The following is a 25,034-nucleotide window of genomic DNA, read 5'->3' as shown; positions in this document are numbered from 1 at the left end:
GCCTTTGGTTGCTTTGTTGGACGCGCGTGGTGCCAAGGGTGGCCCCTACAGCGTCGGCGTCCCTATGCCTGGCAATGGTACGACCGCCGGCAACAAACGCCCGATCGCATCAGACCCGGACGCAAAGTTCACACACTCGGTCATCATCAGCACGTCACCCAAACGCGCGCGCGATCGCGCAAATGAGGACGCCGCTGAGCCGTGCATGGCACTAGGCCGGAGCGCAGCCGAGTTCATCGGAAGCGCATTTCAGCCCAGAAAGCCGTCAAATTTGCATCGTAGGGACTCTGCATGAATTCGGCAAGTTGAATCTTTACCCTTATGCGACTCTGATTTCTAAGGTCTGTGTCGACCTTCGCGGACCTGCCATAAGCGACCGTCTCGTCAAACAAGCCTTCCTGTCCAGGGAAGTTATCACCAGAGCCGAATTTTTAGAGTCCCGCTATCGGCGGCATGTGAGGATGGCGAGCACGCCGGCCGGGAAAACTGTGTGGCCGCCAGTGTGGGGACGTTTGCATTACGGATGACTTGCCGATCGACGACCCCTTATAGTGCATCGATGCTGACTCTTGATGACATAACCACGGCCCTGGACAGGCTCTTCGAACTCGAAGAGGCGGCCCCGGATATTGCGATGAGCCGGCATGTCCCGCGGGTGTACGACGAGGTCGGCGTTGATTGGCGGGCGTTCGTGGAGCCACAGTTCGCGCAACGGTTCAACGGCCTGATGCACCGTGGTCGTGCCTCGGTTGGCGCCGTCTACGGCGCGAGCCTGCCATCGGTGGAGGTGTTGGAACAGTGGCTGGCCGTCGCTCAGCCCGGTGATCTGTTGGTCACTCACCATCCCATCGACATACGTAACGGCTCGCCCGAGCACGACACCTGGGCAGAGGGTTTCGTGCCGATCGCCGGAACACATCTGCAGGCGATCATCACGCGGCAGCTGTCGATGTATTCCTGCCACGCACCGATGGACATCTCGTTGCAGGTCGGGACCGCCGCAGCCATCGTCGAGGCGTTAGGTGGCACCGTCATAGCTCACTTCTGGCCCTACGGCGATGGCTTCGCCGGGCACATCGCCGATGTCGCGCCGACGACGAGTGACATGCTCGTGCACCGGGCACGCGACCTCTTCGGCGTGGACACCGTAGAGGTGAAGGGTGCACTGCGAGAAGACGTAGCCCGCATCGCAGTCGTCGGTGGCATCGGTGACCACGTGGATCAGATGGCCGCTGCGGAAAAGCTCGGTGCGCAGGCCTATTTGACCGGCGAACTGCATGTACGAATTGAAGGCGACTATGGCCGCCGAAAGTTCGCGGAGGTAGAAAGGTTCGCGGCTTCCACGAACATGACGCTCGTCGGGGTCTCGCACGCGGCCAGCGAACACCTCGTCATAGAGACACAACTTGCCCGATGGTTCACGGAGACGCTCGGCATCACGCTGCGTCCGATTCGCGAAACCAGGTGGTGGCGGTAGACGAACACCATTCGCGCATTATCATCCGCAGATCCGTGCGTTGATGAGGGCGACTTGGCGGGCCCGCGAACGCAGGATCCGTCCGGGGCCGCGTAGGTGGGTCTTGAGTTGGTCGTTGGCCGTTTCCTCTTCCCAACAATCATGGTAGGCGGCGGAGTCATCTGCCCTGGCCTGGGCGGGGTCGACGATCGTGGTCAGTAGCACGATCAGTTCCCGGTGCCGTTGCCTTCCCGGTCGGGCACGTCGTACTCGATCACCCGGGCCAGGTGTGCCTGGTCAGGGTCCAGATCAGCGCCGGCCCGGGCGACGGCGATGAACCGTTCCCGGCGGGTGCCACGGATCGTGGGGTTGATGAGCACCGAAGGTAGGTTCCGTTTCTTAGGTATCCGTAGGAGCACGGCCCGCGGGCACCACAGCGGCGGCGGTTCTAATCCTGGCTTCAGGTTGATCGGGGAGGATGAGCGGAAAAGCTTCGACTGGAGGGGGCGGGCCGGCGTGCGGATCATGATCGCGGATGACGAGGCGGCCATCCGTGAGTCGCTGGAGCGGGTGCTCCAGGTCGAGGGTTACGACACCAGCACCGTCGCCAGCGGTCTCGCCGTGCTCGACGGGGTCGGTGGCGACGCGCCGGATCTGCTGATCCTCGACGTGATGATGCCCCGCCTCGGCGGGTTGGAGACCTGCCGGCGGTTGCGGGCGGCGGGTCGGGATCTGCCGGTGCTCATGCTGACCGCCCGGGATCAGGTCTCCGACCGGGTCGCCGGGCTGGACGCGGGCGCCGACGACTATCTGCCCAAGCCGTTCGCCACCGAGGAGTTGCTGGCCCGGGTCCGGGCCCTGCTGCGCCGGCGCGCGCCGGGCGACGACGAGTCGCAGCTCCTGACGTTCGCCGACGTCCGGCTCGATCCCGACAGGTTCGAGGCGTGGCGTGGCGGGCGGCCGCTGCACTTGACCCGGACCGAGTTCTCCCTGCTGCAGGTCCTCGTGCGCAACGCGACCCGGGTGTTGACCCGCGACGCGCTGTTCGAGGCGATCTGGGGCTTCGACATGAGCGCCACCGCCAACAACCTCCAGGTATACGTGAGCTACCTGCGCCGCAAGATGGAGGCCGAGGGTGAGCCGCGATTGATCTACACGCTGCGCGGCCTGGGATACACGTTGCGGGAGACTCCTCCGTGAGCGGGCCCGCCGGCCGGGAATCGCGCCGGCTGATCCGATGGTGGCGCCGGCGGTCCCTGCGGACCAGGCTGACGGTGATCGCGGCGACGGCCATCGCGGTCAGCGTGTTCGTGGCCTTCCAGGTGGCCATTGAGCTGCTGGACGGGGAGCTGCAGGACACCGCCGAGGATCAGCTGCGCGCCGACTCCCGCGTCCTGGCGACGAACGCGAAGCGCGCCGGTCTGGCGCAGGTCCAGCTACCGCCGTATCCCGGATCCGGTCGGCTGGTGCGGGTCATCCTGCCCGACGGCTCGACCCGGACGCCGGCCGGCCAACCCGCGCTGCCCCCGGTCAGCGAGCACGCCGGGCGCGTGGCGCGTGGCGCGTCGACCGACCTGATGGAGTCGAACGACAGCGACGGCGACGGCTACCTCATCTACACGCTGCGGGCGGGCGACGGCGCGGTCCAGGTGGCCCGCGTCGCCGACGACAGCCCGATCACCCGGTTCGGGTTGGGCATGCTGCTGATCGGGCTGCTCTGCGTGGTCGGCGGCGCCCTTGTCGGGCGGACCGTGGCGCGGACCGGGCTGGCACCGATCGACCGGCTGACCGCCGCCGCGGTACGTGTCGCGCACACCCAGGATCTCGACGCCGACATCCCGGACGAGGGCGGTGGGGAGATCCGGCGGCTGATCCAGTCGATCAACGACATGCTCGCCGCGCTCCGGGACTCCCGGCGGGCCCAGCGGCTGCTCGCCGAGGACGCCGCCCACGAGCTCAAGACCCCGCTCACCAGCCTGCGCCTCAACGTCGAGCTGCTGATCCGGCTCGATCGGCGCGGCACCCTGAACAGCGCACTGCCGGCGGAGAGCCGGACCCGGCTGCTCAACGATCTCGGCGCCCAGCTGGCCGAGTTGAGCACCCTTGCCGCCGAGCTGACCGACCTGGCGCGCGGTGACGTCAGCGACGAGAGCACCGAGCTGCTCGACCTCGCCGATGTGGTGGTGGCCGCCGCGACCCGGGCGCGTTCCCGCGTGCCCGACATCGAGGTCACGCTCGACGTGACCTCCGTGTGGGTGAGCGGGCGTCCCGCTGCGCTCCAGCGGGCGGTGCTCAACCTCATCGACAACGCCGGCAAGTGGTCGCCCGCGGACCAGCCGGTCCAGGTCCGGCTCCGTGCCGAGGGCGCGTCGGCGGTGCTCGAGGTCGACGACGCCGGGCCGGGCATCGACGCCGCCGACGTACCGCGGGTGTTCGACCGGTTCTACCGTGCCGACAGCGCCCGGGCGTTGCCGGGATCCGGTCTGGGGCTGTCGATCGTGCAGCGGGTCGTCGACGCCCACGGCGGCCGGGCCACCGTCGCCCGCTCCGCACGCGGTGGCGCGCTGCTTCGGGTCGACCTTCCGGCCGCGGCCCCGCCCGCCCCGATCGCGCGGCGCACCGCCGGGGAGGACACCGCGGTGCGCTGACCCGCCCCGACGGCGCGGCGCAGGACAAGGGGCGGCGGCCCTCGGGCATGGCCCCGCACGGCTCAACGTCGGGGCAGGACACCGCGGTGCGCCGACCCAGCCCCGGCCGCACGGCGCAGGACCAAAGGGCGGCGACCGTCGGGCCCATGAAAGATTCGGGACGGGCCTGGGTCCCCGTCCCGGATCTCGTCCATACCGCCGCGCTCACCGTTGCAGCGCGGGCTCCTCGTCGTCGGCGAGCGACTGTTGCCCATTCGGCGGCTCCGCCGTCGGACGGGACAGCCGACTCGGCCACCAGATCCGCCGGCCGATCAGCAGGGTGAGGGCGGGCACCAGGACCGACCGCACCAGCAGGGCGTCGAGCAGCACGCCGAAGGCGACCAGGAACCCGACCTCGATCAGCATCACCAGCGGAAGTGTTGCGAGGACCGCGAACGTGGCCGCCAGGACCAGGCCTGCCGAGGTGATGACGCCACCGGTGGCGGAGAGGGCTTTGAGCATGCCCTCTCTGGCGCCGAGACGCACGGTCTCCTCCCGGGCCCGGCTGGCCAGGAAGATGTTGTAGTCGACGCCGAGCGCCACCAGGAACAGGAACGCCAGCAGCGGCACCGAATAGTCGACCCCCTTGAACCCGAGGATCGTGTCGAAGACGAACACGCTGCCGCCGAAGGCTGCGGCGAATGAGACGATCACAGTCGCCATCAGGACCAGCGGGGCCACGATCGCGCGCAGCAGCAGCCCGAGGACGATCAGGACGACGGCGAGCACCAGCGGGATCACCAGCTTCTCGTCGCGACTGGTGGTCACCTCGGTGTCGAGGTTCTCCGCACTCGGCCCGCCGACGATCGCGTCCGCCCCGCTCACCGCGTGCACGGCGGTGCGCACACGCTTGATCGTGTCGTACTCCGCGACGGTGTCCGGCGCGTCGGTCGGGAACACGGAGATGTCGGCCCAGCCACCGCTGGTCTGACCCGGGATGGCCAGGGCCACACCGCGAGTGCCCTTGACGATGTCGAGCACCCGCTCCTGGTACGCCGGCCGCGTGAAGATCGTCATCGGCTGGCCGCCGAGCTCCGGGAAGTGCTGGCGGAGAATGGTGAAGCCGGTGACCGACTCCGGCGCGGACAGGAACTGGTCCTGCTCCCGCAGGGCGCCGGTGTTGCCCGCCAGCCCGATGGCGAGCACGCCGAGGACTCCGAGCGAGCTGAGCGTCGCCACCCACCGACGGCGGCTGATGGCGGTGCCAAGCCGTCCCCACAGCCCCGGCTTCTCCTCCACGGCCGTGCTGAACCGCGGGATGGCCGGCCAGAAGATCCGCCTGCCGAGCACCACGAGCACCGCTGGGAACAGCGTCAGCATGGCCACCAGCGCGCACAGGATGCCGGCCGCACCGATCGGGCCCAACCCGCTGGTGCTGTTCAGGTCCGCGACGAGCAGGCAGAGCAGGCCGGCGACCACGGTGGCCGCGGACGCGACGATGGCCGGCGCCGCGCCGCGTAGCGCGTGGACCATCGCGACCCGGACGTTCTCGTGGTGGTGCAGTGTCTCCCGGTACCGGGCGATGAGCAACAGCGCGTAGTCCGTGCCGACGCCGAATACCAGGATCGTCAGCAGCGCCGAGTTCTGGTCGTTGACTACGATGCCGAAGCCCTTGACGAGCAGGTAGACGGTTGCCATCGCGGTCAGTGCGGCCGTGCCCACGGCCACGAGCGGGATGAACCACAACACCGGGCTGCGGTAGGTGAGGATGAGCAGCAGCGTGACGACGACGACGGTGGTGAGGAAGACCTGCAGGTCGATGCCGTCGAAGACGGCGTCCATGTCGCCGTCGACCGCGGCCGGGCCGGTCACGTCGAGTTCCAGGCCGGCGGGGCGGTCCTTCGCGGCGTCACGCAACGGGCCGACGATGGCCTCGGGTCCGCCGTAGGTCGTGCTTACCTCGAGGGTGAACATCATCGCCTTGCCGTCGGTGGAGGGTCTCGTCGGTGGGCCCTCGTCGTCCTCGCCGGCCAGCGCCGCCACCTTCGGCGGGTACCGCTTGGCAAGGGCGCTATAGTGGCGCTCGACCGTCGCGCGGTCGGCGTCGGTCATGCCGCCGTCACGGCGGTACACGAAGACGAACGTGTTGTCGTCACCGCCGGAGAGACTGTCCTCCAGCACCGCCACCTTGGTGGACTCGGCGCTGGCCGGCAGGGTGTCCACGGCTCTGTCGGTGGTGACCGAGCTCAACCTCCCACTCAGCGGCACCATCACCGCCGCCAGCGCCACCCACAACCCAATCACCAACCACGGCACCCACCGGCCCGCCAACCGACCGGCCGGCGCTTCCCCGGACGGCGCTGCGTTGACTGCCATCACTAGCCTCCCACATACGGGTTACATCGCTTATCTGACGCCAACTTCGTACCGAGCGAACCTGAGACGACCGTTAATACGGCGCTTAGGCCGGTTGGCCGAACCAGGTGCCCAGCGCACGCACCAGCGTGGTGGCGTCGAGGTCCTGCCCGATAGGCAAGGCCCAGGCGACACGGCCGTCGGGCCGGATGAGCAACGTGTCGACGTCCACCCGGTCCGTGCGGGCGGTGACGGTGTTGACCCGTCCGGTCCACGCGGCCGCGGCGTCGCGGACCTCCGCGCGGCCGACAATGTGATGCTGTTGGCGATCTTGAAGGTCAGCCGTGAGCCGTTGTGCGGAAGAGTTCTTGCAGTCGGCTTCGTGGCCGTCGACCCGGGTCGGGCCGGTGTTGAGCGAGTCGGATTATGTTGGTGCCGGCAGCGGTGAGGACGTGTTGGACGTGGGTCTTCGCGAGCCCGCGGTACCGGCAGTGGCGTAGGCCGTGCGCGTGGACGATTTCTGAGACAGTGGCCTCGCATCCGGCGCGCAGGGCGTAGCGCTGTTTCCACTCCGGAGTCTGCTGCTGCGCCCGGTTCCGGGTTTGGATCTCCTGCAGCGGCTCGGGCAGCAGGAGTAGGTGTCGGCCTTTGCCATCAACGTTTCCCGTGCATTGCCGCCGGACCGTGCAGGCCCGGCAGTCCGCCCGCCGGAACAACACCGACAGACGCGGCTTGCCGTCCGCCATCGTAGGCTTCCACTGTGGACTTGTGGTCCCTTGCGGACAGGTCACGGTCTCAGCTCGCCAATCGACGTGGAAGTCTTCCTTGGCGAAGCCGGGCCGCTCGACGGCACGCGGATCCTGGCGGACCGGCCCGACAATGGTTATCCCGTGAGCGGTCGACGCCCGGTGCACCGTATTCGGGTGTGACGTAGCCACTGTCAAGCAGGTGCTCCGCCGGCGTCATGCGCTGCCGGACCAGTGCGGCATGGATCGTTTCGACGACGCCGACATCCTGTTCCGGGGCCGGGGTTGTCGCGACGTGGACGATGACGTTCGGTCGCTGCTCGCCGCAGGTCTCCCTCTGATGGTCCTTGTACCCGACCCATTCGACCTTGCCAGGCTTGTGACTGAACCGGGCCTGCGGATCGTGCGGTGACACAACCTCGACACTGGACCACGGCACTTGAGCAGGCTCCGCATCGTCATCGGCCACCGTGGTGCTGGTGCGCCGCCGCGTCGTTGCTTCCCGGCTCTTGCGAGCTCGGGACACCTTCGCCTCCCGCCACCGCAGCTGCCCGGACTCGTCATACCAGTACTGCTGGACCCAGACGCGACGCAACATCTCGACCGCGGCCACACCCGGCCCGCCTACGGACGTGGTCGGGCCATAGACGGCCTGCAGCAAGGCAACGCCGTCAACACCCACCTGTTCCACGTACTGCCGCACCGCGGCCGCACCAGTCGGCTGCCGTTCATGCCGCGCCGATCGGCCGTAACGCTCAGCCCACTGCGGCCCTATGACGCCGGCCAGCCACACCTCGTCCAGCTTCGCCAGGGCCTCCAACACGGCCCGCATCGTCTCCGCGACCAGCTCCACCCGGCTGAGCCGGCGAACCGCCGCAAGCACATGCGTAGAGTCCGTACGCTGCCGACCCCGAGCCCGCGCCAACCCCGCCTCCGCAAACCGATCGACCATCAACGCGAGCAGCCGATCAGCACGATCACCCTCAGCCAAACGGTCCCGGAACTCGCTGAGCACCGAATGATCGAATCCAGGCTCGGTCAGCTCCATTCCCAACGCGTACTTCCAGTCGATGCCACACGCCACCGCGCGAGCCGCCTGCCGATCAGTGAGGTTCTCCGCGTACTGCAGCACCGACACCAACGCCAACCGGGCCGGCGACACCCCACGACGACCGTCCACGGGAAACCAGTCGGTGAACTCTTCGTCAACGAACAAATCCCGCAACCGATCCCGCATCAACATCGCCGGCGTGCCCTTCGGGCTCGCCACCCACGCCACCCGAGCCGTCTCCACCGGAACAACCGAACCCGAACCACGACCCATCGACATCACGCAACCCCAGCACCGAGGCGCCTCCAACTCCTGCAGCGACTCGCCCCAACCCGATCAAGCAACCAAGATCGCCAACAGCATCACAATGTCGAGCCAGAGCCCACGACCCTCACGCGGCAGGTCCACCGACCGGGTCACCGCAGTGACGACGTCCGGGTCGGGCCGCTCGAGCGTTACTTCATGTCCGGGCACAGGGTGCCGACGAGCCGGTGGTCGTCGCCGAGGTCCATCAGGTCGGAAACATCTCCCACAGCGCCCTCGTCTGCGGGCCGGTCTGCCGCGGCGGCCGCCAAACTCCACTGTGGACATCCGACTCATTCCGAGCCCGTGCAGGTACACGCCGTGCGGCTTGTGGTGGAATCCTGGCCGCAGCTTCTCCTGGTCCACCATGTCGACCACCACGCGCTGAGTTCCCGCACGCCGCCGGTCGTCCGGACCTCGACGGTGACCGCGTGGTCGTCCTGCCGGATCCCGACCGCCTCCTGCTCGCGGCGCACCTCGACGCCGAGCCCGGTGGCGTGCCGGTGCGGGATCGCCTCCAGGTCGGGCTGCTTGATCCGGACCCGTCGCCGGTCGGATCGGTGCGCCGGCTTCTCCAGCCCGGCGAAGTGCTCTTTCGGCGCCTTAGCTTGTCGTTTAACGGTTCCGAAACCCGCGACGGACCTGAGCCGGCGTGACTTCGGCACAGTTGCGACGGGCCTTGATTCTCGTGCGGGTGTCGAACGGCGCTCCGCAGAGTAGTACCGTGGTGCCACCTCCCTGCCGAGGATGATGCCGCAGTACGACGAAACAGGACGGAATCGGGCCTAGCGTTCAGGCTATGAGGAAACCTGGAAGGCCACTGTGGAGGTTGGGGGTGGCCACCATGGCGCTGGCGACGGCGTTCGCTGTCGTCGCCTGCGGGTCGGACGCCGACAACAGTGCGGCGCCCGCCGCGGCCGGATCGCACAGCGCGCACGCGGGCGGGTCGTCGGCTCCACCGCAGCCGCTGCGGGCCGGCGAGCGGTTCGTCGACCTGAGGATGGCCGAGGCGTACACGCCCGCGCCGCCGGAGGGCGGCGGCACGGACGAGTACCGGTGCCAGGTGATCGACCCGGGTCTGACCAAGGCGGCGTTCCTGACCGGGACCCAGGTCATGCCGGAGAACGTCGCCATCGCGCACCACGCCATCGTGTACGCGGTGCCGCCGGGCGGCGCTGCCGCGGTGCGCGAGCAGGACGCGAAGACTCCCGGCCTCGGCTGGCAGTGTTTCGGCGGGACCGGCGTGAACGGCGCCGAGGTGGAAGAGGGGGACGCGGCGTGGGTGGACACCTGGGCGCCGGGCGCCACGGAGGCGCTGCTCACCCAGGACGCCGGCTTCAAGCTGGAGCCGGGCAGCCTGCTCGTCCTCCAGATGCACTACAACCTGCTCGCGACCGACGGCAAGCCGGGCGGGTCGGACCGCTCGGCGGTGCGGCTGCGGCTGACGGACGGCACGCCGCAGACCCGGGAACTTGTCACGTGGTCGCTCGACGCGCCGATCGACCTGCCCTGCGCCGCCGACGAGTCGGGTCCGCTCTGTGACCGGGCGGCCTCGATCGCGGACGTGACGAAGCGGTTCGGGCCGGAGGTCGGCGACATGGCGGACCGTCAGGTGGAGGAGTGCGGCCAGAGCGCGCCGAAGCCCGGTGACACCCAGACCTGCGACCACAAGGTGGAGGCGCCGATGACGCTGTTCGCCGGTTTCGGTCACATGCACCTGCTCGGGCGGGCCATGAAGGTAGAACTCAACCCGGGCACGCCGAACGCCAAGGTCGTGCTGGACGTGCCGCGGTTCGACTTCGACAACCAGCGGCTGGTGAAGCTGCCGTCGCCGGTGGAGATCGGTCCGGGGGACACGCTGCGGGTGACGTGTACGCACGACGTGGGGCTGCGCAAACGGCTGCCGCAGCTGAGCAAGCTGCCGCCGCGCTACGTGGTGTGGGGCGACGGCACCAGCGACGAGATGTGCATTGGCATCATGACGGTCTCCCCCCGCAAGTCCTGACGAAGCGTCGAACGTGTGTGAGCTCACTAAGGTCAACAAGCCGAAACAGCTCTGAGCTCACACACGTCCGCACTGAACTCACACCCGTGCGGCGTCGTGGCGGTCGGACAGGCGGTGACATGGGCGGCTACACGCGGACCCGGCAGCGCAGCGGTCGATCACGCGAAGCGGATCGCCCCAGAGCGGTGCGGCCGGGAACTACGGTCGCGCCCCCACGGATGCGCCAGATGAAGCGCTAAATCGGCCGGGTGAGTCTCAGGTCGTAGGCGAGGATGACGGCCTGGATCCGGTCCCGCGCACCGATCTTGGCGAGGACCCGCCCGACGTGGGTCTTCACCGTCGACTCCGACAGCGTGAACCGTTGCGCGATCTCGCCGTTGGTCAGGCCGTGGCCGATGGCGACGAGGATCTCACGCTCGCGGTCGGTCAGGGAGTCCAGCCGAGAATCCTCCCGCACGGGCCCGCAGAGGTCATCGTCGAGCCGGTCGGCGAACGCGTCGAGCAGCCGCCGAGTCAGCGCCGGTGCGATCACCGCGTCCCCGGCGGCGACAGCCCGGATGCCGGCCAGCAGCTCCTCCGGGCGGGTGTCCTTGAGCAGGAAACCGCTCGCCCCGGCCCGCAGCGCGGCGAGCGCGTACCGGTCCACGTCGAACGTCGTCAGCACCAGGATCCGCGAACGCCCACCGGCGGCGACGATGCGCCGGGTAGCCTCGATCCCGTTGACGCCCGGCATGCGGATGCCCATCAGCACCACGTCGGGATGCAGGTCGGTGATCCGCCGAACGGCCTCGGCGCCATTCTCGGCCTCGCCGACGATGTCGGTGTCGGGGGCGCTCTCCAGCAGCATGCGTAACCCGAAGCGCTGCAGCGGCTGGGCGTCCACCACGAGCACAGTGATCATGAATGGCTGCCTTTCACGGTCGCGTGGACGGCCCAGCCGCCGTCCGGTGCGGGGCCGGCACTGACCGTGCCGCCGTAGAGCGCGGCACGGTCAGCCATGCGGGCGAGGCCGAGACCCGCGTCGCCCGGCGATGCCTACTTCATACCGAGCGAACCTGAGTCAACTGTTAGAACGGCGCTCAGGCCGGTTGGCCGCCGGCGCGCATCGCGAAGGCGTTCGTCAGGCTGGGACCGTGATCGGACTGAGCCGCGAGGTGCGGTGGAAGTTCCGGGAGCAACACGAGTCCGATGCCGGGATTATGCCCAGATCGAGAATCGTGGACCAAGGCAGGATGGCGTCCTAGGGAAACGACGAGCGACGACTGGAGCAATTAGGCGCCCTTCCACTGCTCGATCACTGTGCGACGCAGCCACTGGAAATCGACGCCGGGCTTACCGCTTCTCTCACCAATGCCGTTGCTGGTTTCGACGGTGAAGCCGTAGGCCCCAGCCCGTCGACGCTCCGCGCTCTCGGGGACCCTTCGGTCGAACGTCGTGGCGGGAAACACCTCCGCCAGGGCAGTGGAGGTCAACCGGCTGCGGTCGCGGCACCCGCTGGGCGGCTCTCACAATATCGGCATCCGGCTGGCGCCTCTAAGGCCACCTGCCGAGCCACTTCCTCACCGAGCCTGCCGGCGCATCGGTGCTGTAGGAGCGAGATGAATCAAGGCGGCGAATGAGCGAATCTGCGCCGCCAACCACCTAATCTCAAGGGCACACGAACGGTAGACGTCCGCATAATCGAGTGCACTGATCTCGGCACGAGCGTGCATCCCGGCGATCTATGGGCCCGGGCAGTCGTCCGGTGCCTGTCCCGCGACGCGCAGCACCGTGCGGTCGTCCAGGACCTGGCCGTCGTCGGCGAGCTTGTGGGTGGCGCTCGGGGCAGCCGCGTCGCGCGCCGCGCGGGCTGCGGTGAGGTCGACGGCCATGAGCTCACAGGGTGGATGTGCAGGGCGGTGCGATGCTCAGCGACTGCCACGATGCGGTGCGCGTATGGGCCGGTTTCGGCTGCCGCCAGTAGGAAGATGTACGGCTGCTGGTACTCGGCAGGGTCGGTGCGAGCGTTCAGGTCGGCGACGGTGCTGGCGTCCAGGTCGTGAAGGAGGCGACGTCGGTGGATCATCTACTCTTCCAGGTGTGTGACGGCGGCGTGAACGTCGGCAAGGATGACGAACCGGTCGTCGGGGGCGAATCCTTCATGGTGCGGGTCGAGTCCCGCCCGTCGCACGTCGGGCGGCAGTAGCCGCGCGAGGGTGTCCATGGTGGTCACGACGCCGCATTTGGCAGCTAGCTCTGGCATCAGCCCGGTCGACAGGGCGGCGACGACGACCGCTCGCGCTGCAGCTTGTGCGCCGTCGCCGTGCAGGGCAACGCCGGGGCCTGGCAGGTGGAACAGGCTGATCTGTTCGCCGTCGGCGGTGACGGCGATGGGTGCTGGCACCTTCGGTGGCGCGGCCATGACGCCGGTGAGGTAGCTGTCCTTGGGATGCAGGTCCAGCTGGCGGGCTCCAGCTGCATCGGCAGGGCGGAGCGAGGCGGGGACGGGTGTCGGTACTGGGTCGGTGCGGATCGGGATGGGTGTGGTCAGGTGGGCGCGGCGGCGTTGTCTGAGCCGTACCAGCAGAGCGGCAGCGGCGATCATGGTGGCCAGGCCGAGGCTGACCCAGGCCCTTGAGGGCAGACTCACGCCGGTCTGCGTGTCGGAGTGCGCTGGTGCCTGTTCGCTTGCTGGTGCGGTGGTCTCGACGCCGTGGTTGGAGTCAACTGCTGAAGTCTCCACAGAACCCGGGGCGTTCACATGCGGATCGTGCTCTGATGAGGCCGACCACGCGGAGGTGGTGCCGTAGGCGTGGCGGCGGCACACTGATCGGGGTGAGGTTCGCTGGCGCGGCCGGCGAGCAAGAGCCGGATCCGCGCATACGCACGCACGGGTACGCACGGCGTATGCCGGTGTGTACGTGGATGTCGCGTTCGCCGTGCGACCGACCTGAGTCCAATGTGTCCTGTCAAGGATCTGCACGGCCGGCGTCGCTGCTCAGCGCAGCCGGCCGTTGAGGGCGTCGGTCAGGCGGCTCACCGCGTCGGCGGGGAGTCGTCCACGGGCGCTTGGCGTCAGCGCCTCCCGCACCACCTCCTGGAATACGGCGGTGAACAGCGCGTAGTGCGGCGTACGCGGGCGTGGCCGGGCGTCCTCCACCGCCGCCAGCAGGATGTCCGCGTACGGGCGGGCCTCGCGGACCGAAGCGTCGGCGTACGTGGTGTGGCGGGTGGCCGGCAGGCCGCCGTCCCGGAACAGGCGCCGTTGGCTGCTGTCGCTGGTGAGGAACTCGATGAGGGCCCGCGCGGCCCGTGGCTTCGTCGTGTCCCTCGCGATGGCGAGGTTCTGCCCACCCAGCACGCTGGGGCCGGGCAGCTGCGTCACTGCGAAGTTCTTCGCGATGTCGAACCCGCCCGCGCCGGCCCGCTCCTGGTCGTCCATGAGCTGGCCGTACGCCACCGGCCAGTTGCGCATCAGCGCGACCGCTCCGGACCGGAAGGCCTCGGTGCTGTCCCTCTCCGTGTACGTCCGCGACTCCGGCAGCACCGCGGGTGGCAGCCCTCCACTGGCCACCATCGCACCGGCCAGCCGTTCCAGGCCCGCCCGTGCCTCCGGCGAGTCGATCACAACGCGGCCGTCCGGGTCGACCACGTCGCCCTGGGCGGCCCAGATCAGCTCGAGCGCGTTCACCGTGAGGCCTTCGTAGTCGCCGAGCTGGCCGGCGTACCCGGCCTTCATCTGGCGCCCCGTGGCCAGTCGCCGCATGTCGGCCTCGGTCGGTGGGATTTGAGCGGGGGGCGCGCCGCCCGGGACCAGGTCGGTGCGGTAGTAGAGCAGCCCGGCGTCGGTGTTGAACGGCAGGGCCCACAGCTTGCCGTCGTACCCGCAGGTCTCAAGCGGTTTGGCCAGGAAGCCCGCGGTGTTGACGGAGCCGTCCAGCGGCTGGATGAAGCCCGCGGCGGCGAACTCGGTGACCCACGTGACGTCCAAGTTGTACACGTCGACGCCGGAGGCTCCGGACTGGGCCCGGGCCACCATCTCGCTGTGCTGCCGGTCGGCCTCGCTGGACAGGCTCTCCAGGCGGGCGGGGTTATCGGGGTGATCGTCGTTCCACTGGTCGATCAGCCGCTGCCGCTGTCCGCCGACGCTGTCGTCCGCACCGGTCAGCACGACGATCTCGCCGGGCTCCAGGGGCGTTTGCGGGGAGGCGAGGGCGCGGAGGCTGACGACGATAAGCACGGCCACCACGCCGAGCGCGAACCCCACCAGGATCCGAGGAACAGCCATCCCGGTCACTCCCCCCTCCACAGCCGTTTGAAGAGTTCGGCGACGGTGGCGGTCAGCTGGTCCGGCCTGGCGTCGAAGCACTCACCGCCCAGGTCGGCCGCTACGAGATCTCGTAGGGACAGTCGCGCGCCACCGGGCGGCGCATCCAGCGGATCCCGGCAGCTGGCCTCGCCGGTCGCCACCACGAACAGCACCGCGCCGGCACGGCCGGCCATGTCGCGTACGGTCCGCCGGGCGACCTCAGCGGAGGTGCCGCTGCCGGTGTCCTTGCCGTCGGTCATCACCAGGAGGGCACGGCGGTCGACGCCCGGAGCCGGCGCGGCGACCGCCCTCATGCCGGTGACGATCGTGTCGTACAGCGGTGTGCCACCCGCCGGGCGCGCGCCGTGCAGCGCCTCGCCGATCTGTCGCCGATGCCCTTCGCTCCCCGCCGCGATGCGGGCCAGCTGCCGCTGGCCTTTGCCCCCCGCGCCCGGGAAGGTCCACAGCCCGAACTCGTCCCGCGGGCCCATCTGTCCCAACGCCTGGACGACTGCCCGCGCGGCGACGTCGAACCGGGTCAGTCCGGCCGGACCAGCCACGTTCGCCATCGACCCGGAGGTGTCCAGCGCGAGCAGCACACGGCCGGGGCGCTGCGCCTCGACGTACCGGTCCAGCGTCACGTCGAGATCGGCCGGCACGCAGGGATTGAGCTCCAGCGCGGAGCAGTCCGGCCGGGCGTCTCGAAGGTGGACGGCTTCCCGCGCATCCCGTCCGTTGCCGCCGAACAGCCATCGGCGGAAACCGTCGATCACTGATTGCTGGGCCGCGGTGCTCCAGGTGAACTCGACCAGCGGATGGTCGAGGACCGGCGTGCCGGCGGGTGCGACCGAGATGCCGCCGGACGGCACCGGCCCACCGGGACACTCGGCGCCCGGCGGGTTCATGCCCATGAACCGCAGCCAGGCCTGCTCGCTGACGATCGCCGACGCTAGCGCGCTGGTGTCTGGCGGGGCGCCGGCCCACCGGCAGAGCACTGCCCCAGCGCCCGCACCGGCATCGGGGCCGGCGACAACCGTCGCCCGTACTCGCTGGCGGGCTTCCGCCAGTGACGTGGGCTTCCCGTCGGGACCGCTAAGGTATGCGGCGGCCGCGAGCAGCCCGACGGTGGACGTCTCCGGGTCTGGCGCGAGCAGCGCCGGCCCGGACCCACGCAGCAGCGCCGGGACCAGCCGTGACCACGCCGGCGCCGGATTCGGCACTTGGGCGCGGGTGACCAACACGACCGGCGAGGAGCCGATCGAGTTGATCGCCCTGATCGGCTCCGGCAGCTGCGCGCGCCGCGCGAGCGCACGCACCTCCCGCACGTCCACTGTGGAATCGGGCAGCCAGACGTCCGGACGAGGGCCGATGCTGACCAGGGGCCGCTGCGCCCCATCGGGACGCCAGGCCCGCGCCAACGCGGACGTCGCCGCCGCGGTGGTGGCCGCGTACACGAACGCGTGCACCGTGGGGCACCCCGGCGCGTCCTGATTGTGATCGGCGGTCCACCGCTCGTAGCGGCGGACCAGCGTCCTGGTCGCCGCCAGCTCGTCGACCGACGTGAGGACGCGTACCTCCGCCGGGTGTGCGCAGCCGACGGCTGCGACCGGCCCGGGCCGGAGGGGGAGGACGGCGAGCAGCGCCACAAGCGTCAGCAGGATCCCGGCCGGAACAATCCGTTTCCAGTTTTCGATGACCCATTTCATGATCTCGACCATCTGGCGGCGTGGCACCACAGTCACGAAGGCGATCACCAACGCCGCGGCCAGCGCGCGCCACGGATGCTCCGCAGCCTGCTCCACGATCCAGGTGGCCACTCCTAGCAGAGCCACGAGAATGACCGCAGAGACGATCGTGGTGCGAGCTGGTGGTTGGCCGGAGCTGTCCGACATCATCGGGAGTCACCTCCGGAGTGACCAGACTGCCGGTCAGCATACTCACCTACGTCAACGTCTCCGACCCCACCAACCTATGATCAAGGCTCCCAGCCCGTCGGATCCGCAGGCCGTTGTCTGTTTCCGAGGGGCGCATGTGTCGGCTGGCGAGGGCCGGTAACGTCAGGGCTCAGGGGCGGGTTCCCTCGCGCGACGCCGCTACGGCGCCTGCTCGCGGGCGAGGCCCATGAGCTGGATGACGGTCAGGCCGCGCTGTCCGACGTCGTTGGTGAAGATGCCGGGGACGTACTCGACCGGCGTGAGCACGGTGGTGCCGGAGACGGTCTGCACCGGCGGCATGTTGCCGCTGTTCGGGTTCATGCCGGTCCACGCCCGCTGCTTCAGGGTGTTGTCGCCCCGCTCCTCGCCGACCCACGCGAGCATGCGGGAGTAGAACTGGTTGAACGTGCCCGGGCTGAAGTTGCGCCCGTACAGCGCGACCCGCTCGGTGGCGGTGCCGTTGACGTACAGCGCGTACTTGACCAGGTGCTCCTTGAACGCTGGTACGTCCAGCAGCTCGACCAGCTCGTAGAGGAACTGGTCACCGCCGAACAGGAGCATCAGGTTGTACCCGTCGCGGAACTCGTTGCCCTCGGAGGTCAGCGCTCCCGTCGCCGGGTCGAAGCCGACCGCCGAGGCGGGGCCGCTGAAGAACCCGTACTGCATCGCACCGATGTCCTGCATGCCGCGCAGCAGCAGGTCGCGGTAGCGGGTGTCGCCGGTCCGCTCCCACTCGACCAGCCAGTTGCTCGCCACGGCCGTCCAGTCCGGACCGATCCGCACCCGGGTCGGCGCGGTGGGCGGCGGCAGGATCTGGCGCAGCGGCTCGACGCTGAGCAGCGTCTGGCCGACCTGGAGCATGTTCCGCATGTAGTCGCCGACGCGCTCGTCGGCGGAGAGGTAGTAGTAGACGCGCTTGAGCACCGAGGCGCTGACCCGCGCCTCCTTGGCGCCGTCGCCCCAGTGCACCACGTTGTGGCGGGAGCCGAGGCCGGCGAACGGGCCGGCGTGGTAGGAGTCCGCCTCCGCCATGTGCAGCGTCATCGCCTCCGCCATCGCGAAGACGTCCGCGCGCCCCGACCGCAGGAACTGGTACCAGAGGAACATGTCGATGTTCAGTTCGCCGTTCTGCCAGGCAAAGCCGCCCTGGTCGTACTTCCACGTGTGGCGGGAGCCGTCGTAGCTGTGCATCACGTCACCGAAGTGCCAGAAGCCGTACCAGTGGCGTTGGTCGACCTGGCGCTGGTAGAAGGCGATGCTCGCGTCGAGGCTGTTCTCCAGCGTGGTGCGCACGGCGGTGGACCGGTCGATCCGGCCCCACTTGCCGAAGACCCGCCGCTCGTAGAGGTAGTCCGGGGTGGCGACCAGCCGCGCGGGCTCCCGGACCTCCTTGGCCAGCTCGACCAGGCGGGCCCGGGTGGGCGTCGCGGCGAGCGCCCACAGGGTCACCTCGTGCGAGCGGGCCACCCCCTCCGGCGTGGCGCAGATGTCGTCGATGCCGCGGCCCGGCTCCTCGTACATCAGGTTCAGTCCGTGCCGCTTGTTGTCGTAGTGCCGTAGGTCCATGGCCGGCGCGTCCGGCGACCAGAACCAGATCGTGGCATTCGCCGTGTCGGTGCTGGCGTCGCGGATGTCCAGCTGGGTCGGGAACCGCTGCCAGAAGTCCTTGAGACCGAAGGCGACGCCGCCGCTGACGCCGCCGACGTAGCCGAGGCCCGCGGCCCGTTTGCCGTGCCCGGCATGCAGCAGCCAGGTGCTGTGCGCCCCGGTCCGCTTGGCCACGTGGAACGCGTCCGGGCTGGCCTGTACCAGCTTGTAGTCGTTCCAGATCGGCACGTCGTCGAGCTCGGCGCGCACGTTGGCGGGCCAGGCGCTGACCGGCGGCGTGGCGACGCCGTTGAATTGCGCGCTCGTCACCGCCGAGCCGGCGTCGCGGCGCAGGCCGGACATCACCCGGACCGCCTCGCCCCAGATCCCGCCCTCGGTGCCGACGAATCGCACGTGCCGGTTGTGCACCTCGTCCACCATCGGCACCTGCCAGGTGAGGCCGAGCCCTTTGATGAAGTCGGTCTGGTGGTCGCCGTCGAAGATGAAGTAGTGCACGAGGCGCAGCGACTCGGCGCCGGTGTAGAAGTAGAGCCGCACCGTGAACGGCAGGACCTTGCGACTGCCCTTGTTGTAGGTGCCCTTCACCAGGATGACAGCCCGGGAGTCGCCAAGGTGCTCGACGCTCGCCTGGGTGATCGTGCCGGCGTACTCCACTGTCTTGATCGTGCCGTTGTCCGCGTTGCTCCGGTCCTCCATCTGGAGCACGAGCCGGCCCTGCTTGGCCAACTGCTTGTCGCCCCGGCTGAGCGCCTGAATCAGGTTCGGTCCGGTTTTCATGATCCGGGCACGGATCACGCCAGTGTTGACCTCCAGCCAGGCGGTGCTCTCGTTGACGGTGACCCGGCGGCTGGGCGCGACCGGCCGCCCCGCCGTGATGATGAGCTGTTCGGTGAGGCCGGAGTTGGCGCCCACGGCGTGGCCGGTCCACTTGAGCGAGCCGTCCGGCCAGTGTGCGAGGGGCCAGGTGTCCAGCGGCACGGCGGCGCCGGCCGGATCGGCGGCGGTGAACTGGGTGCCGGCGGTGAATGCGCCCTTGGGCCACGGCACGCCGAAGGAGGTGCCGATGCTGCTGCCTGGTGTCCCGCCGAGCCAGCGCACGGTGGCCGGCCCGGCCTCCGCCGGAGCCGGCGGCTGCGGCTCCTCGGCGGCCGCTCCGGGCGCGGCGAGCATGTTCGCGAACGGTACGGCGGCCGCGGTGGCGGCTGTCGTACGCAGGACGAGGCGGCGGGACACGCGGGACCCGCGCTGGTCGGTGGCTTCGTGGCTCGGCTCGGCTGCCGGCTCTGCGCTGTCTTCCATGGAACGGTGCCCTTCTGGCAGATGGTTCGCTGGCCCGGCGAGGGCAGCGCGGATCGCGCCTGCCTGACGTGGATCGCCTCGGCGGCGTCGTGAGGTGGGAAGCGGAGTCTGGGCCGCACCGGGCCCGGCGACTCGGTACGGCGGGGCTGCCGGACGGTCGGGAACGCCGTCCGGCGACGGTGGGGCGGTCAGTTGAGGAGGTTGTCAACCCCGGTGCCGGGTGGCATCTACTGGAGGACGATGAAACGATACAAGTGAAACGCTAAGTCCGTGCCGGGACGGCTGTCAATACCGACACCGAGGTGAGGTCCGTCCACGCGGTGCCGTAGACGTCGGCGATCGCTCGCTGGGGTAGGTCGACCAGTAGACGGCCCACACGCTGCCGGTGGTGAAGACGATGTGAAGCGGATCTGAAAGCGCCGCCTGTCAGCCTGAGCGCGCAGGACCTGGTTCGGGCTGCGGATGAGCGGGGATCTGATGAGTGTCACGCGGCGCCTATTGGCGTTTGTTGTCGCGGGTGTGATCGGTGTGGTGGTGGCTGCGAGCGGCTCGGGTGGGGCGGTGTCGGCGGTCCCGCCGGAGGTGCCGCCGTTGGTCGAGGTGAAATCCTTGCCGTACCCGACGAGGGACGCCTACCGGATCAAGTCGATCCAGCCGGACTTCTGGCCGGACGTGGATGAGATCGCTGGAAACAACACCGGTGGTGTCGCCATCAACCTGGTCTGGGCGCAGTGGGAGCCGCAACGGCGGCCGGCACCGTGCCAGGCGGGTGAGCAGGAGTACGACGGTTGGTGTTTTACCGTCCCGGCGGCGGTCGACGCGGAGATCCGGCGGTGGAGCGACCGCGGCCTGGTCGTGACGGCGGTGGCGTACGGCACCCCGGCCTGGGCCCGGGCTGGCAAGGTCTGTTCGCCCGCCGCCGCGGGCTTCGAAATCTTCTGTACGCCGCTCGTGGCGGCCGACTATGGCCGGTTCGTGGGCATGCTTGCCCGACGATACAACGGGTTGGGAGGCCACGGCCGGATCGCGGACGTCGTGGTGCACAACGAGGTCAACAGCAACGTGTGGTTCGACATCGGATGCGGTGCCGGTGTCGCCTGCGACACGACCCGTTGGCTGGACGAGATCGCGGCCAACTACGCCTCCGCCTACGACGCGGTCCAGAAGGAACAGCCGACCGCCAAGGTGCTGGTCTCCCTGGACCACCAGTTCGGCACCGAGCTGGATCGCCCAGCGGCAGGCGAGCCGGCCCTGTCCGGCGTGACGGTGCTGCGCGGGCTCGCCGAGCGCGTTGGAAGCCGGCGGTGGCGGGTCGCGGTCCACCCGTACGCGCGGGATCTGCGCAGCGACGTGTTCGGCCCGGACGACTACCCGTACCTCACCTACGGCAACGTCGGCTCGCTCGCGGGGTGGCTGCGCGCCACGTTCCCCGACCGGGTTGAGGCGTGGTCGGAAATCCAGCTCACCGAGAGTGGCGTCAACTCGCTGGCACCCTCGTCCCCGGCTCGGCAGGCGGCGGCTGTCTGCGACAGCTTCCGCAACGTGCTGGGTACGCCTGGCATCACCAACTACGTGTACCACCGCATGCGCGACCACCCCGACGAGGTGGCCGGCCGCCTCGCGCTTGGCCTGCGCAACGCCGACGGTACCGCCAAGCCCGCGTGGGCGACTTGGGCGCTGGCGAACCGTGCGGACCTGTCCCCACCGCGGCTGTCGTGCGGTTTCGAGGATGTGCCGTTCACCCGGTTGACGCGTGGATACCACCCGAGCCGCGGTCACTGGGCGTCGTCGCGGCGTCTGCCCGCGGGGTTCGGCGTCGAGGGCAGTTGGCGGCTGCATCGCGAGCCCGTCCGTGGCGCGGTGCCGCTGTTCGAGTGCCGGGTCGGACAGCACAACATGCTCAGCCGCGATCCGGGCTGCGAGGGGCAACACCCACTTGGCCCGGTCGGCTACGCGTACACGGTCGCGGTGGCCGGCGGTCCGCCGATCTACCGGTGCCGGGTCGGCGCCAATGGCGACCATTTCATCTCCGCCCTGGATACCTGTGAAGGCCAAATCCAGGAAGGACTTCTGGGCTACGGCCTGCCATGACGGGTCTGCTGTGCGCTACGGATCCGGAGTTGAGTCGAACGAGCGTAGGGAGAGATTGAATGCGTCTATTACGGGGGGTTCTTGCCGCCGCGTTCGTGGCGGGGGCGACGCTGGTCGGGGTGCTTGCCCAGGCGCCCGCGGCGAGCGCGGCGTGGCCACTACAACCGACGTGTGACCCGACCCCGTGGGAGATGGTGCCGAGCCCACACAGCTATCCGGTTTTCATCGCAAGGGGGCCGAAACATACCACCGTGGCTCTGGACAATCCCGTTACCTTCACGGTCCAGGATACCTTCAGCAAGGCACAGACCTTCGAAGCGAGCGTTAGCGCGGGGATCAGTCTGAGCTTTGCCATCGCTTCTTTGAACGCTGACACGGGCGTAACACATTCGCGATCGAGCTCGTTCCAGCAGGTGACGGAGCGCACGTACACCGTCCCAGCGTGGAAGACCATGGACGTCCAATATGGATTCTTCGCTTTCCGGGCCACGTATGTTCGAGACTTCCAGCCTGCCGGGTGCGACCGAGGGCTGGAGCACCTGCTCCATATGAAGAAGAGGTTCGTGGTCACCGCCCCGAGGAGCCACGGGTATAACGCCTCGTACCACGCCGGCCCGCATGGGCAGGGCCGGCCGGCGCCTCCGGAACCCGGAGCGCAGAACCCCCCCTCACCGGGTCCGCAGCCGGTGACCTCGGTGCACGGCCTGGCCGACGGCACGCTGTTGCACACGACCGATACCCGCCGGATCTACAAGATGGTCGGCGGCGCACCGGTCTGGCAGGCGACCTGCACGGACGGGATCTGCGACACGCAATCCCGGCCCACGACACAGGCCGTCATCAACGCAGGTCCGGCCGTGCCGCGCAACGGGTCCTCCGCGGTCGACCAGCGCGGCCGGGTCTACACCTTCGTCGGCGGAGCGCCGCTGCACCAGTCACACTGCTCCGGCGCCGTCCATTGTGGAACACCGCCCCGCATCTCGAACTGGTCGATCGACGCACGTGACCACATGAACGAGGTACCAGCCGACGGCAACCTCATCCAGGGCTGGGAGGCCGCCACCGGCGCCACCCCGGTGGCGGTGACGGTAGGCGGGGCACGGATCAACTTCGCCAACCCACAAGAGGTCATCGACATCGGACAAGGGGCCGACTGGGCATCGAGGGTGACCGTCGTGTCCGGGTACGCCTTCAACGGACTGGGGGAGATCCCCATCGACGGCACGCTGATTCAAGGCGCGGGTGCCGGCGGACCAACTCCGGTGGCAATGTTCGTCGCTGGCGCGCGGATCAACTTCGCAAACCCGCAGGAGGTCATCGACACCGGATACGGCACCAACTGGCAGTCCAAGGTACGGGCGATTCCCGCACGTGCCTTCAGCCAGATGCGGGCCAACGTCCCACCGGACGGCTCACTGATACAGGGCGCCGGCGCTGGCGGGCCCACCCCCGTCGCGATGATGGTTGGCGGTTCGCGGATCAACTTCGCCAACCCGCAAGAAGTGATCGACGTGGGCTACGGGGCCGACTGGGCGAAGAAGGTCCGTGCCCTGCCAACGCGGGCGTTCAACCTGATCCCGGCCGACCTTCCCGTCAACGGGACGCTGATCCAGGGCGCGGGCGCCGGCGGACCCACGCCGGTCGCGGCGATGATCGGCGGCGGCCGGGTCAACTTCGCCAATCCTCAGGAGGTCATCGACACCGGACACGGGACCGACTGGGGCTCGAAGGTCCGCGCCATCCCGGCGCGCGCGTTCAACCTGATCGGCACCCGGATAGGAGACGGGATGGTCCTACGCGCGCCGGACGCAGCGGCCGGGTCCGGGATCAACCCGAACACGGTGTTCCTCGTCGCCGGCGGGGCACGCGTGCCGATCGCCAGCGAGCAGGAGTTCCTCGCGCTCGGATACACGTGGGCGGAGGTCGCTCTCGCGCCCGCCCGGGCGGTGCTAGACCTGCCCACCAAGATCGGCGATCATGCCGTCCTGCGGGCGCCCGACGCGGCGGCCGGGTCCGGGATCAATCCGGGCACGGTGTTCCTCGTCGCCGGCGGGGCACGCGTGCCGATCGCCAGTGAGCAGGAGTTCTTCGCGATCGGGCAGGGCTGGAGCCATGTGGTGCTCACGCCCGCCCGAGTGGTGGTGGCCATGCCGACAACGATCGCCAACAACACGGTGGTGCGCTCGCCCGACGCCACCACCGCCTCAGGCATCGATCCCAGAACCGTGTTCCTCATCGTCGGCGGGGCACGCCTACCGATCGGAAGTGAGCAGGAGTTTGCGGAAATCGGGCGGCGATGGGAACAAGTCGTGTCCACGCCAGTGCGCGTAGTCGCCGCACTGCCAACCCGGATCGCCGACGGAACTCTCGTCAAGTCACCGAACAACGCCACCGTCTGGGTGATCAACGGCGGTGCCCGTTCTCCCGCGACATCGACCGGAACCGTCCAGGTCATCCCGACCCGGATGCTCAACGACATCCCCATCGCATAGGAACAGCATCGTCGAACCTCCACGTCAGGGTGTCTGCGTCCTGCCTGAGTTGGCAGCCGGAGCGAGTCATGTTTACCGGCCGGGGCTGCTGCCCGGTGATCTGAGCGCGCCGGAACCCTTGGGGGAGATCAAGGTAACCACCGGCGCGCAGAACATGCCCGGTCAGTCGTCTGTTACCGGGCTTGTGCAGCTGGCCTGGCCGGGCGTCGACTTGGTGATCGACCAGATCGAGGACGTGACGCTCGCGCCCGGCAAGAGCATGGACGTTGCTAGCAGTAGGCGCTACAGCGGTTCTGCTCTTCCGGCGGCGTCGCGTCGTAACGATCAGCGACTGACCGGAGTCGACGCCCCGTCTTCTCTCGGGTGCTCGAGGCTGTTGTAGTTGGAGTTCTGGGACGTTCTCAGCGTGCTGAAGCAAGTAGTTGTTCCCTTGGTCGAAGCTGGAATGGAGAAGGCCCCGGCGTAAGCCGGGGCCTTCCTTTGCTGGGTGGTTTATTCGGTTATGGGGGATGCCGGAACGCAGATTGGATGAGGATGAGGGTCTTGTCGCGTCCGGCTTTAGGTCGTGGGCACGACGGCGCCGATCAGCGGCTTGCAGAGTGGGTCTGGACGTTCTGTGCCCGGGTTGTCCGGACCTAGTTTGTGGGTTCGGGTGCGGTGTCGCGATGTTGTTTACTGAGTCGATGTATGCGAAGCGCTCAGTCCAGGCGCCGACCGACCCGGTTCTGACGCAGCGGCTCGTCCTGACGCCGGTCGGTCTCGATGATGTCGATGACCTG

General features: G+C 69.0%; 18 protein-coding genes and 1 pseudogene. 7 read left to right on the top strand and 12 right to left on the bottom strand.

The window, feature by feature from the left end; genetic code table 11:
- The first annotated feature begins 559 nt into the window (after window positions 1-559).
- Window positions 560-1,477, top strand: a complete 918-nt coding sequence (locus tag V6V89_RS24535; RefSeq protein ID WP_334621660.1) for a Nif3-like dinuclear metal center hexameric protein — start codon at window positions 560-562, stop codon at window positions 1,475-1,477.
- Between the two features lie 206 nt (window positions 1,478-1,683).
- Here the strand turns inward: V6V89_RS24535 and V6V89_RS24530 are convergent, their stop codons facing one another.
- A complete protein-coding gene (locus V6V89_RS24530) occupies window positions 1,684-1,836 on the bottom strand; it encodes a hypothetical protein (protein ID WP_334621659.1) in 153 nt (50 codons plus the stop codon).
- A gap of 145 nt (window positions 1,837-1,981) precedes the next feature.
- Between V6V89_RS24530 and V6V89_RS24525 the strand changes: the two genes are divergently transcribed.
- On the top strand, window positions 1,982-2,656 hold the full coding sequence (locus V6V89_RS24525; protein ID WP_334621658.1) for a response regulator transcription factor: 675 nt from the start codon (window positions 1,982-1,984) through the stop codon (window positions 2,654-2,656).
- On the top strand, window positions 2,653-4,104 hold the full coding sequence (locus V6V89_RS24520) for a HAMP domain-containing sensor histidine kinase (RefSeq protein ID WP_334621657.1): 1,452 nt from the start codon (window positions 2,653-2,655) through the stop codon (window positions 4,102-4,104). Before V6V89_RS24525 ends, V6V89_RS24520 begins: the two co-directional genes overlap by 4 nt.
- 204 nt (window positions 4,105-4,308) lie before the next feature.
- Here the strand turns inward: V6V89_RS24520 and V6V89_RS24515 are convergent, their stop codons facing one another.
- The 5 genes and pseudogenes from V6V89_RS24515 to V6V89_RS24500 all read right to left on the bottom strand — a co-directional run bounded on the left by V6V89_RS24515 (window position 4,309) and on the right by V6V89_RS24500 (window position 9,203).
- Window positions 4,309-6,459, bottom strand: a complete 2,151-nt coding sequence (locus V6V89_RS24515; protein WP_334621656.1) for an MMPL family transporter — start codon at window positions 6,457-6,459, stop codon at window positions 4,309-4,311.
- Window positions 6,460-6,544: 85 nt separating this feature from the next.
- Window positions 6,545-6,754, bottom strand: a pseudogene (locus V6V89_RS24510) (aromatic-ring hydroxylase C-terminal domain-containing protein); the annotation flags it as partial.
- A gap of 22 nt (window positions 6,755-6,776) precedes the next feature.
- A complete protein-coding gene (locus tag V6V89_RS41815) occupies window positions 6,777-7,229 on the bottom strand; it encodes a transposase (protein WP_442935207.1) in 453 nt (150 codons plus the stop codon).
- A gap of 4 nt (window positions 7,230-7,233) precedes the next feature.
- A complete protein-coding gene (locus V6V89_RS24505) occupies window positions 7,234-8,454 on the bottom strand; it encodes a transposase (RefSeq protein ID WP_334621655.1) in 1,221 nt (406 codons plus the stop codon).
- A gap of 377 nt (window positions 8,455-8,831) precedes the next feature.
- Window positions 8,832-9,203 (bottom strand): hypothetical protein, encoded by a 372-nt coding sequence (locus V6V89_RS24500; RefSeq protein ID WP_334621654.1) that lies wholly within the window; start codon window positions 9,201-9,203, stop codon window positions 8,832-8,834.
- Between the two features lie 179 nt (window positions 9,204-9,382).
- Between V6V89_RS24500 and V6V89_RS24495 the strand changes: the two genes are divergently transcribed.
- Window positions 9,383-10,543 (top strand): monooxygenase, encoded by a 1,161-nt coding sequence (locus V6V89_RS24495; RefSeq protein ID WP_334621653.1) that lies wholly within the window; start codon window positions 9,383-9,385, stop codon window positions 10,541-10,543.
- Window positions 10,544-10,778: 235 nt separating this feature from the next.
- Here V6V89_RS24495 and V6V89_RS24490 read toward each other — a convergent pair whose 3' ends face one another.
- From V6V89_RS24490 to V6V89_RS24465, 6 genes are all read right to left on the bottom strand, one after another.
- Window positions 10,779-11,444: a response regulator transcription factor gene (locus V6V89_RS24490; protein WP_334621652.1), complete on the bottom strand. Its 666-nt coding sequence runs from the start codon at window positions 11,442-11,444 to the stop codon at window positions 10,779-10,781.
- An 820-nt stretch (window positions 11,445-12,264) separates the two neighbouring features.
- On the bottom strand, window positions 12,265-12,414 hold the full coding sequence (locus V6V89_RS24485) for a hypothetical protein (RefSeq protein WP_334621651.1): 150 nt from the start codon (window positions 12,412-12,414) through the stop codon (window positions 12,265-12,267).
- Window positions 12,415-12,608: 194 nt separating this feature from the next.
- A complete protein-coding gene (locus V6V89_RS24480; RefSeq protein WP_334621650.1) occupies window positions 12,609-13,172 on the bottom strand; it encodes a hypothetical protein in 564 nt (187 codons plus the stop codon).
- A gap of 348 nt (window positions 13,173-13,520) precedes the next feature.
- Window positions 13,521-14,810 (bottom strand): ABC transporter substrate-binding protein, encoded by a 1,290-nt coding sequence (locus V6V89_RS24475; protein WP_334621649.1) that lies wholly within the window; start codon window positions 14,808-14,810, stop codon window positions 13,521-13,523.
- 5 nt (window positions 14,811-14,815) lie between these two features.
- On the bottom strand, window positions 14,816-16,726 hold the full coding sequence (locus V6V89_RS24470; protein ID WP_334621648.1) for a vWA domain-containing protein: 1,911 nt from the start codon (window positions 16,724-16,726) through the stop codon (window positions 14,816-14,818).
- 198 nt (window positions 16,727-16,924) lie between these two features.
- Complete coding sequence (locus V6V89_RS24465; RefSeq protein ID WP_334621647.1) at window positions 16,925-19,672, bottom strand: exo-rhamnogalacturonan lyase family protein; 2,748 nt, start codon at window positions 19,670-19,672, stop codon at window positions 16,925-16,927.
- 477 nt (window positions 19,673-20,149) lie between these two features.
- Here V6V89_RS24465 and V6V89_RS24460 point away from each other — a divergent pair, with 477 nt between their 5' ends.
- From V6V89_RS24460 to V6V89_RS24450, 3 genes are all read left to right on the top strand, one after another.
- Window positions 20,150-21,763 (top strand): DUF5722 domain-containing protein, encoded by a 1,614-nt coding sequence (locus V6V89_RS24460; RefSeq protein WP_334621646.1) that lies wholly within the window; start codon window positions 20,150-20,152, stop codon window positions 21,761-21,763.
- Between the two features lie 452 nt (window positions 21,764-22,215).
- A complete protein-coding gene (locus tag V6V89_RS24455) occupies window positions 22,216-24,255 on the top strand; it encodes a hypothetical protein (protein ID WP_334621645.1) in 2,040 nt (679 codons plus the stop codon).
- A gap of 49 nt (window positions 24,256-24,304) precedes the next feature.
- Window positions 24,305-24,637 (top strand): hypothetical protein, encoded by a 333-nt coding sequence (locus V6V89_RS24450; RefSeq protein ID WP_334621644.1) that lies wholly within the window; start codon window positions 24,305-24,307, stop codon window positions 24,635-24,637.
- The last annotated feature ends 397 nt before the right edge of the window (window positions 24,638-25,034 follow it).

Origin of the sequence: Micromonospora sp. CPCC 206061 (assembly GCF_036906915.1) — a bacterium.
In the GTDB taxonomy this organism is placed as follows: Bacteria; Actinomycetota; Actinomycetes; order Mycobacteriales; family Micromonosporaceae; genus Phytohabitans.
Note: the sequence above shows the minus strand (reverse complement) of the source record. Positions and strands in the feature narration are given on the sequence as shown.